This window comes from Achromobacter maghribensis, assembly GCF_057334215.1.
This window is the reverse complement of sequence record NZ_JBHFII010000044.1, coordinates 201,611-210,619: the sequence shown is the minus strand read 5'-3', so window position 1 is coordinate 210,619 and position 9,009 is coordinate 201,611. Positions and strand designations below refer to the sequence as shown.

The 9,009-nt window shown below is 64.3% G+C and carries 8 protein-coding genes; 4 read left to right on the top strand and 4 right to left on the bottom strand.

All coding sequences use genetic code 11. The features are described from left to right. A partial coding sequence (locus ACE039_RS18940; protein ID WP_485823045.1) for an ArgE/DapE family deacylase occupies positions 1-824 on the top strand: 824 nt, incomplete at its 5' end. Here ACE039_RS18940 and ACE039_RS18935 read toward each other — a convergent pair. From ACE039_RS18935 to ACE039_RS18925, 3 genes are read right to left on the bottom strand one after another with little or no spacing between them, the layout of a single operon-like run. Next, positions 821-2,281, bottom strand: a complete 1,461-nt coding sequence (locus ACE039_RS18935) for a TolC family protein (RefSeq protein WP_485823044.1) — start codon at positions 2,279-2,281, stop codon at positions 821-823. The two genes, ACE039_RS18940 and ACE039_RS18935, sit on opposite strands and share 4 nt — an antisense overlap. 10 nt (positions 2,282-2,291) lie before the next feature. Then, positions 2,292-3,434: an HlyD family secretion protein gene (locus ACE039_RS18930; RefSeq protein WP_448709292.1), complete on the bottom strand. Its 1,143-nt coding sequence runs from the start codon at positions 3,432-3,434 to the stop codon at positions 2,292-2,294. Position 3,435: 1 nt separating this feature from the next. Then, positions 3,436-3,945, bottom strand: a complete 510-nt coding sequence (locus tag ACE039_RS18925; RefSeq protein ID WP_448709291.1) for a DUF3302 domain-containing protein — start codon at positions 3,943-3,945, stop codon at positions 3,436-3,438. An 82-nt stretch (positions 3,946-4,027) separates the two neighbouring features. Between ACE039_RS18925 and ACE039_RS18920 the strand changes: the two genes are divergently transcribed. From ACE039_RS18920 to ACE039_RS18910, 3 genes are all read left to right on the top strand, one after another. Then, positions 4,028-4,957 carry a helix-turn-helix domain-containing protein gene (locus ACE039_RS18920; RefSeq protein ID WP_448709290.1) on the top strand — a complete coding sequence of 310 codons (930 nt, stop codon included), beginning with the start codon at positions 4,028-4,030 and terminating at the stop codon, positions 4,955-4,957. A gap of 126 nt (positions 4,958-5,083) precedes the next feature. Continuing rightward, complete coding sequence (ppk2, locus tag ACE039_RS18915) at positions 5,084-5,914, top strand: polyphosphate kinase 2 (protein ID WP_485823171.1); 831 nt, start codon at positions 5,084-5,086, stop codon at positions 5,912-5,914. Between the two features lie 104 nt (positions 5,915-6,018). Further along, entirely contained in the window at positions 6,019-6,639 is a 621-nt protein-coding gene (locus ACE039_RS18910; protein WP_485823043.1) for a glutathione S-transferase family protein, read from the top strand. Between the two features lie 28 nt (positions 6,640-6,667). Here ACE039_RS18910 and ACE039_RS18905 read toward each other — a convergent pair whose 3' ends face one another. After that, a complete protein-coding gene (locus tag ACE039_RS18905) occupies positions 6,668-9,001 on the bottom strand; it encodes a cytochrome P450 (protein ID WP_485823042.1) in 2,334 nt (777 codons plus the stop codon). Between the last annotated feature and the right edge of the window lie 8 nt (positions 9,002-9,009).

Sequence of the window (9,009 nt, the reverse complement as noted above, 5' to 3'; positions counted from 1 at the left end):
GCTACGAGCCCCCCGCCCCGATCTATTTCCAGTCGGTCGTCGAAGAGGAATGCACGGGCAATGGCGCGCTGGCCGCGCTATTGCGCGGCTACCAGGCTGACGCCGTGATCATTCCCGAGCCCGAAGAAAACATGCTGGTGCGCGCCAACGTCGGCGTGCTGTGGTTCAAGGTCCGCGTGCAGGGCCACCCGACGCATACGCGCGAGATGGCCAATGGCTTCAACGCCATCGACGCGGCCTATGCCGCGATCGAGGCGTTGCGCGGCATCGAGGCCAAGTGGAACAGCGAACACCACTGCCACCGTCATTTCGAGCACCTTGACCATCCCATCAACTTCAACATCGGCAAAATCGCCGGCGGCGACTGGCCGTCGACGGTTCCCCCCTGGTGCGAGTTCGACGTGCGTGCGGCCATCTACCCCGGAACGACCGCCGACGAGGCGCGCGAGCAGATCGACGCCTGCCTGCGCGACGCGGCGTCCGACCGCAGGTTCGGCGGCACGCCGCCCCAGGTGACCTACACGGGCTTCTATGCCGAAGGCTATGTGCTGGAGGAAGGCAGCGACGCGGAAAACACGCTGCGCGAATGTCACAAGCAGGCGTTTCAGAGCGATCTGGAGAGCTTCACCACCCCCGGCTACCTTGATGCGCGCGTGTTCGTGATCTACGGCAACATGCCAACGCTGGTCTATGGGCCAAAATCGCTGGACATCCATGGATTCGACGAGCGCGTCCACATCGAATCCCTACGCCTCATCACCAAAGCCATCGCCCTCTTTATCGCGCAATGGTGCGGTGTCAACGAGGCCGCGCCTGAAGGCTAAGGGGCCGGGGCATCGCCAGCGGGCGACTGGCTGGCCGCGGCCGGGGCCGCCTGCGGTTCCGGCGCAAAGTGGCCGCCCAGCGCAAGATGCAGGTTTACGCGCTGGACCAGCCGCTGGGCGCGAACGCGCATCAGGTCGCTCTGCACGCGCAACAGATCGCGCTTGCGCTGCAGGACATCGAAATCGTCGAACTGGCCGATCTGCCGTTGCACCAATGCCAGTTCCAGGGCGCGGCTGCTCTCGGAAAACTGGCGCTGGATCGCCCGTTCGCGCAGGGCCAGTTGCTGTTCGCCCGTCAGGCCGTTCTCGACTTCGCTCATCGCGATGAGAATCGCGCGTGCATACAGCGCCAGCGCCTCACGCTGCTGCTCGGTACGCAATTCGAGCGTGATCTGCCGGCGCCCGGCATCGAACAGTGGCCAGGTCAACGCCGCGCCGACTGGGAACACCCAGCTTTGCATGCTGGTCGCCAAGCCGGAATAGTCTTTTGTGAAACGCCCTGCGCCCGCGAATATCGCAATGGCCGGCAATCGGGCCGCTTTCGCCTCTTCCGCGCCGAAGTACGCCGACACGAGCCGCTCGCGTGCGGCGACGAGGTCGGGCCTGCGGTCCAGCAGGTCCAACGGCAAGCCCGGGGCCAACGGGGCGGGGGCGTCGGGAATGGGCTCGTCGGCTTGCGCCGCGCCGGCGGGGTAACGGCCCAATATCAGTTCCAGCGCCCGTAATGCTTGCGCCCTGGCCTGTTCGCGCTGGCCGACCACGTCGGCCGCGGCAGCGACTTGCTCTGTCCAATGCGCGACATCCATTTCGCTGACTTTGCCGATGCGTCGGCGGTATTGGATCAGGCTGAGCTGCTTGCCCGTCGTATTTTCCAATTCTTGCGCAAGGGCGAGCTGACCGCTGGCCTCAAGGGCCGCCAGCCAACTTCGGGCGGTCAACGCGCCGATGGATTGGCGCGCATAGGCGTAGTCCGCCTCCGCCGAGCGGTATCCGGCCTCGCCCGCTTTCTTTTCAGCCCGCGCCCTGCCCCACAGGTCGATCTCCCAGTTCATCAGGACGGCATAGCCATTGGCCGAAAAGGCGCTGCCGGGCGTGGGGTCCGTTGCCGTCCGGGCGCCCAGGCCGACGGTGGGCAATAAGTCAGCGCCCGCCAATCTGGCCTGGTGCGCCGCTTGCTGCATCCGGCTTGCGGCAACGCGCAAGTCCAGGTTGTTGCCCAGCGCCTCGTCGATCAGCGATTGGAGCGTGCCGTGTTCGGGAAATCCCGCCCACTGAGGCGCGAATGCGGCGGCTTCCACGCTGGCAACCCACTGGGCCGGCACTTGCGTGCCCGCCATGGCCTGCTGATACAGGGCGTCGTTCGGCGGCGGGTCCAGGTTGGCGCAGCCCGCCATCAACACCATGGCGCTGCCTACCGTTGCGAGGACGCGGGGGGCGATCGTGCAGCGTGCTGGCATCTGGGCCCCGTTAGTGAAGCTTGAGAACCAGGTAATCGAGCTTGGCGGACACGCGGAATATCACTTTGCGAACCATGTGCAGCGCGCCCAGGCTGTCGGTATAGATGGCTGCCTTGCCGCGCGCGCCCATGGCCAAGGCCATGTCTTGCGGTGTCTCAAGATCAATGCGTACCGCATACTGCATGGGCGCCGCGGCGTGATCCCCCTCGGAAGTCGTGCCCGGCAGTAGCCCGGATGCCTGATACTGCCCCTGCGAGGTCGCCCAGACGATCGAATCCACCTTGCCCTTGAAGACGTGCCCCGGCACCGTGCGCAGAGACACCTCCACCTCGTTGCCAGCCTTCACTTTCGTCAGCTGATTCTGGTCGAAGAACGCGATCACCTGTTGCGTGGTCTCGACGAACGACATGATGGGGCGTATCGGTATGGCAGCCGCATACGACCCTACCCGGGCTTGCAGGTTGATCGCATAGCCGTCGGCCGGCGCGTATAGCGTCGTCTGCGCCAGTTCCCATTTCGCCGTATCCAGCTCGGCCTTGACTTGCGCCACGGCAACTTGGTCGCCCTCGAACACGGCCCCCACGCTCAGGCGGACCTTGCGTTCCGTTTCCCGCGCCGCCTCCCAGTTCGCAAGCCGGACCTTCAGTTCGCTTTGGAAACTCTGTACGTCATATTGGCTGCCGGCGCCGCGCGCCGCCAAGGCGGTACTTTGGCGCAGCCGCATGCGGGCGAGTTCGACTTGCGCCAAGGCGGCCGCCGTCATCGCTTGCGCCGACGCGAGATCCCGGTCCAGGGACTGCTGGCTAGTCTGCGCATCCACCAGCTTGGCCTCCAGCTGCCTGACCTTGAGTTGATAGGGCTCGGCGTCCAGGCGCAGCAGCACGTCGCCCTTTTTGATTGGCCGGTTCCCCTCCACCGCGATTTCCGTCACCCGCCCGGTCACCCGCGGGACGATCTCGACGACGTAGTTGACGACCCGCAATTCCGTCGACGACGGCGTGACGACATTGATCGTCAGGACAAGCGCCGCCAAGCCGGCCGCGCCCACCGCAACCACCCCGACCTGCGACTGGATGTTCCAGGGAAGCAGCTTCAGCTTGATGAAGACAAGCCAAACCAGCAGCCCATAGACAACACAAATGAGCTCTAGCATGTCATTCCCCGGTGCGGCCGGCTGGGGGCGATGGCGCTGGCGCCTCTTCCTTGACGCTTATCTCCGGGTCGTCATGCACGTCTCTGCCGTAAGCCAGCCGGTATCCGATCGGTTTCGTATGCGCCCACAACCAGGCGAAAGGCCAGAGCATGCCCCCGAACGCCAACGACAGCAGGCAAAGCGATTTGATTGCCTCGGCTTGGGGATGATGCCGCTTTTCGGCGATGACTTCCGGCAAGACGTGCAGCTTCCAGAAGATCCAGATGGCCAGAATGGGAACCAAGACCAGCACGACCCAGACCAGCACATCGGCGATGGCGTCTTCCAGGTGACCCCCTGCCGCGTTGCCGGTAACCGGCAACAGCGCAGACACAATGGCCGGGATGACGACGAGTCCGCGTCGCGGATTGGCAAGAAACATATCGAACCCCCTCTTCCCAATGGGATGCTGATGGTCCAGCACGTCGTCGGGGTGGTCATCGCTTCGGAATGCCTGCGCGGAAGCGCGCATACGGCATTTTCACCAGTGACCGCGCCGTAAGTCCATGCTAATTTCGGCAATATCTAGTCAGCTCCCACCTGCGGAGGGCCGAATGGACCTTCAGCGATTCGAGTCGTTTGATGCGTATGCGGACGCGATAGTCGATGCGGACGCCCGGGTTTTCCTGTTGGGATCCAGAGACGGCGGTTGGGGGATCGGTCATCTGGATGTAGACGGTATCGATGTCCAGCGCGGTATCGCGGCCGTGCCGAATCTGTGCGAAGGCGTCGGCTGGCCCACGCATTTGACGTTGCTGCTGTCCCAGCCCTCGCCCAGCCCCACCTGGCTGAACGGCGTTCCTTTCAGTGAAGGCTCTTTGGGAGTCCTTGCGCCCGGCAAGGGGTTCGTCTTTCGAGCCGGCGGACCCAATGAATGGATCACCATCGCGGTACCGGTCCGTTCCGAGCTGTTCGCGGGCGACGGCGCCGTGGCTCAGACGTTGCGGCAATGGGCGCGCGTTGCCCACATCGTCAGCGCAGACCATTTGCAATTGGCCGCCTTGCGAGAAGCCGCGTTCATGTCGATGGCGCCTGCCTGTCCGCCAGCGATCGGTCGCCGTTTGCTGGAACAGCGTTTGTCCGACCTGATCGCGGGTCGCTCCCCAAGCCGCCGCGGCAAGGGGCGTCCCGGTTCGCCGATGCCGCTGTTATGCGAGGCCGCGTTGACGGTCATTCGCAAGCAAGGCCAAGCCCTGGATCTCGACGGTCTGTGCAAGGGTTTGAGGATCAGCTTGCGCAGCCTGCGGGATTTTTCGCAAGCCTGTTTCGGCATGGCGCCGGGGCACTACCTTTGCCTGCGCAAGCTGCATGACGTCTATCTGGACCTGTCAAATTGCACTGGCCGGCGAACCACGGTGGCGGACTGCTTCCTGCGACATGGCTATCCCTATTCCACTTACGCGGCGGCGCGCTACCATGCCCTCTTCCTTGAAACGCCATCCGAAACGCGGCATCGACGCGGTCTGCAGGAACCTCGATCCTGACGGATTTTCGCCGGAATCATCATGGACTTGCGATGGCGTCGCGCCGCACAATCCCAGTACCGCCACGTGGAACAGCGGCTAGCACTGATTGCCCCTCAGATTCGCCTACGCAGATCAAGGAGTGGAATGATGGCCAAGAATGGAGAAACGCAAGCAGCGCAAGACGGCGGCGAGCCCGTGAATGAACGGCTGTCAGAGAAAGCCTATGAACGGGAGTTGGCGCGCTTGCACGTCGAGCTCGTCAAGCTTCAGCAGTGGGTCGTCCATTCCGGCGCCAAGGTTTGCATCCTGTTCGAAGGGCGCGACGGCGCCGGCAAAGGAGGAACGATCAAAGCCATGACCGAGCGCGTCAGCCCACGCGTCTTCCGCGTGGTCGCGCTACCGTCGCCGACGGATCGGGAGAAGACCCAGATGTACGTGCAACGCTATCTTCCCCATTTGCCCGCCGCCGGCGAAATCGTCATTTTCGACCGTAGCTGGTACAACCGCGCCGGTGTAGAGCGCGTGTTGGGCTTTTGCACCAAGGAACAGGTGAAGTCCTTCTTGAAAGCGGTGCCGCTGGTCGAGCGGGCCATCATCGAATCGGGCGTGATCCTGCTCAAGTATTGGCTTGAGGTTAGCGAGGCCGAACAAACGCGCCGGCTTCAAGCTCGAATCCACGACGAACGCAAGATCTGGAAACTCTCGAAGCTGGACCTGGATTCCTACAGCCATTGGTATGACTATTCCCGCGCGCGCGACGATATGTTCGCGACGACGGACACGGAGTATGCGCCCTGGTTTGTCGCCGATTCGAACAACAAGAAGCGCGTGCGGCTGAACATCATCAGCCATATCCTCCAGAGCATTCCCTATAAGGCGCTTCCCGTGGAGAAGGTGAAGCTGCCCAAGCGCCAAAAGCCGCAAGGCTATCGCGAGCCCGACCATTCGCGCATGAGCATTCCGCGGAAGTTCTAGCGCCCCGAGGAAGAGAATTCGACTAGGAGTTTGCTATCGTGATTGGGTTCCGGGCCCGAGAAATGACCCGGCGACTTCCCGCCCCAAACCGATAGAGGATGATCATGGCCCGTTGGACTTTCTACTCCGCTCCTGGCACTTGCGCGCTGGCGACCCACATCGCGCTGCATGAGGCAGGCGCCGACTTCGATCTGATCAAGCTGGATTTTGCCGCGGGGCAGCAGCAAAGCCCCGAGTACTTGCGTGTGAATCCCAAAGGCCGGGTTCCCGCGCTGGCGACCGAGCACGGCGTGCTGACCGAAACCCCTGCCCTGCTCGCCTTCATCGCGCAGCGCTTTCCAGAAGCCGGATTGGCGCCGCTGAACGACCCCTTCGCGTTCGCGCGGATGCAGGAATTGACGAGCTATCTGGCGGCGACCGCCCATGTTGCGCACGCGCACAAGCGACGAGGCGCGCGATGGGCCGATGATCCCGCCGCGCACGAAGCCATGCGCCTGAAGGTTCCGCAGACAATGACGGCCTGCGCCGCGTACCTGGAGGGGCTGATCGCGGGCCCGTGGGTGGCGGGCAACGACTATAGCGTGGCCGATGGCTACCTGTTCACCATCGGCAGCTGGCTGGATGGCGATGGTGTCGACATGGCGCAGTTTCCGAAGCTGGCCGCCTACCTGGCGCGTGTGGCCGAGCGGCCGGCGGTGCAGCGCGCCTTGGCCGACGCCCGGTAGCAAGTCGGCCTGACTGCCTGCCGGCGCGTCACAGCGCCAGCACGATGCGCTGGCCGCAGGCGCGCGAACAACAGCTCATCATCTTTCGGTTGGCCTCGCGTTCGGCGCGGGTCAGCACCACGTCGCGGTGATCGATATCGCCGGCCAGCACGCTGACCTCGCAGGACCCGCACAGGCCCTCCTCGCAATCGCTTTGCACGTCGATATTGGCGGCGCGCAGCGCGGCCAGCAGCGTCTGGTCGGGACGCACGGTGACCACCAATCCGGAATCTTTCAGTTCCGCCTCGAAGGCATGTTCGCGGTCAGGGTCCAGCGTGCCCAGCGTGGAATGGAAATGCTCCATCCGCAGCGCGTCCTGCGGCCAATGCGCGCTGGCTTGTTGCAGAGCGTCCAGCAAGCGCGCAGGCCCACAGGCGTAGATCTGCGTGTTGGGGTCAGGTTGCGCCAGCAGCGCGCCGAAGTCGTTGCGCCTGCCTTCGTCGCTGGCATATAGGTGCAGCCGGTCGCCATGCAGGGCCGAAAGCTCGTCAAGCAACGCCATGCCGGCGCGGGTGCGGCCGCTGTAATGCAGTTCGTAGTCCATGCCGAGTTCGCGCGCGCGCCGCGCCATGGCGCTGATCGGGGTAATGCCGATGCCGCCGGCGATCAGGATCGCCTTGGCCGCGCCTTCGTCCAGCCGGAAGTGGTTGCGCGGGCCGCGGACGCGCAGGCGCTGTCCGGGCTTGACGTGGTCATGGACCCAGGCAGAGCCGCCGCGGCCGTCGGCTTCGCGCAGCACGGCGATGCGCAGGCGGCCGGTATCCGAAGGATCGCCACAAAGCGAGTATTGGCGCGACAGGCCGGTGTCGCCGCATTCAATGTCGATATGCGCGCCCGGTGCCCAGCGGGGAAGCGTCTTGCCATCGGGAGACGCCAGCGTCAGCATGAGGATGCCGTGTGCGGCGGGCTCCACCCGTTCAACCACCAGATTGCGCGCGCTGGCATGGGCGGAGGGCTCGCCGATGCGCACTGGCTGGCGCTGTTGCAGCAGGCCGGGCTGGCGGCGTTCGGGGTTCAGCGCCGGATCCCATTCCACCTGCAGATGCTCCGGTCCGCGGAACGAGGTATTGGGCACGTAAGTGAATTGCTGCGGCGACAGGCGCAGGTGCGGCAAGCGGCGCGTCAGCTCTTCCAGGAAAATCTGCATTTCCATGCGCGCCAGATTCTTGCCCATGCATTGGTGGGCGCCATACCCGAATGTGAGCTGGTCGCTGGCGTTGTCGCGCCGGATGTCGAACAGATCGGCGTCCGCGAACTGGCGTTCGTCATGGTTGGCGGATGCGCTGACAATCAAGAGCTTTGCCCCGGCAGGGATCGGCGTGCCGGCAATCGTGGTGTCGCGCGTGGCCAGCCGTCGCCAGGCGGCCACTGAGCCGTTATGCCGCAGGCATTCCTCGACCGCGTTCGGGATCAGGGACGGGTCTTCGCATAGCTCGCGCCAGGCGTCGGGATGCTGCAGCAGCAGCTTGAGGGCATTTGCCGACGCGTTGGCCGTGGTTTCGTGCGCGGCCACGATGCCCGCCATCATCATCGAATGCAGGTAGGAGTCGGTCACGACGTCCGGGTAGTCGCGCTGTTTGCGGATGCCGTATTGCATCCAGCCGGGCTGGTCCGGATCCTGGCGCATCTTGTCCAGGATCTTGCCGGCCAATTGCCAGAAATTGCCGACGGCGTGGGCCACGGCCACTTGTTCTTCCGGCTTGGGCCGGCCCCAGGTATTGACCGTATGCGCGATCGAATAGCGGCGCAGCAGGTCCATGTCCTCTTCGGGGACACCCAGGAAATGCAGCGCCACCGTCAGCGGGACTTCCCAAAGCAATTGGTCGACCAGGTCGGCGCTGCCGTCGTCAATGAAGCGGTCGACGTATTCCCGGGTCAGGCGCCGCACCATGGGTTCGTGATGCTTCAGGGCTTCGGGCGTGAAAGGCTCCATCAGCACACGCCGCCGAGGCATGTGGGCGGGCTCGTCTTCGTTGACCAGCGTGCGGTTCATCGCGTAGCCGTAAGACGCCAGCACGGCGTTCGCTTCCGGCCCGGTCGGCGTGATTTTCTCCAGCGCGATGGACGGGCTGAATGTCAGGTTGTCGCGGAAGATCGCCTTGATGTCTTCGTAGCGGGTCACCACCCAATAGCCGAGTTTCGGGCTGTAGAAAACCGGTTCCTGTTCGCGCGCCCACCGCACGTATTCCGGCGGGTCCTGCTGGTAGCCGTCGCCGAAGGGATCGAACTCGGCGGCGCGTTCGCTGACGTGCATCGGGCAGCCGTCGACGGCCGCAGCGGCGTGAACCGGACAGCCGGACAGGGGTTGGGCGGGTTGAGACATGTCTGCAC

Excerpts from the sequence above, each read along its gene's own strand:
- ACE039_RS18920 (WP_448709290.1), top strand. The coding sequence starts at position 4,028 with ATGGACCTTCAGCGATTCGAGTCGTTTGATGCGTATGCGGACGCGATA.
- ACE039_RS18925 (WP_448709291.1), bottom strand. The coding sequence starts at position 3,945 with ATGCGCGCTTCCGCGCAGGCATTCCGAAGCGATGACCACCCCGACGAC.
- ACE039_RS18910 (WP_485823043.1), top strand. The coding sequence starts at position 6,019 with ATGGCCCGTTGGACTTTCTACTCCGCTCCTGGCACTTGCGCGCTGGCG.
- ACE039_RS18930 (WP_448709292.1), bottom strand. The coding sequence starts at position 3,434 with ATGCTAGAGCTCATTTGTGTTGTCTATGGGCTGCTGGTTTGGCTTGTC.
- ppk2 (WP_485823171.1), top strand. The coding sequence starts at position 5,084 with ATGATGGCCAAGAATGGAGAAACGCAAGCAGCGCAAGACGGCGGCGAG.
- ACE039_RS18935 (WP_485823044.1), bottom strand. The coding sequence starts at position 2,281 with ATGCCAGCACGCTGCACGATCGCCCCCCGCGTCCTCGCAACGGTAGGC.
- ACE039_RS18905 (WP_485823042.1), bottom strand. The coding sequence starts at position 9,001 with ATGTCTCAACCCGCCCAACCCCTGTCCGGCTGTCCGGTTCACGCCGCT.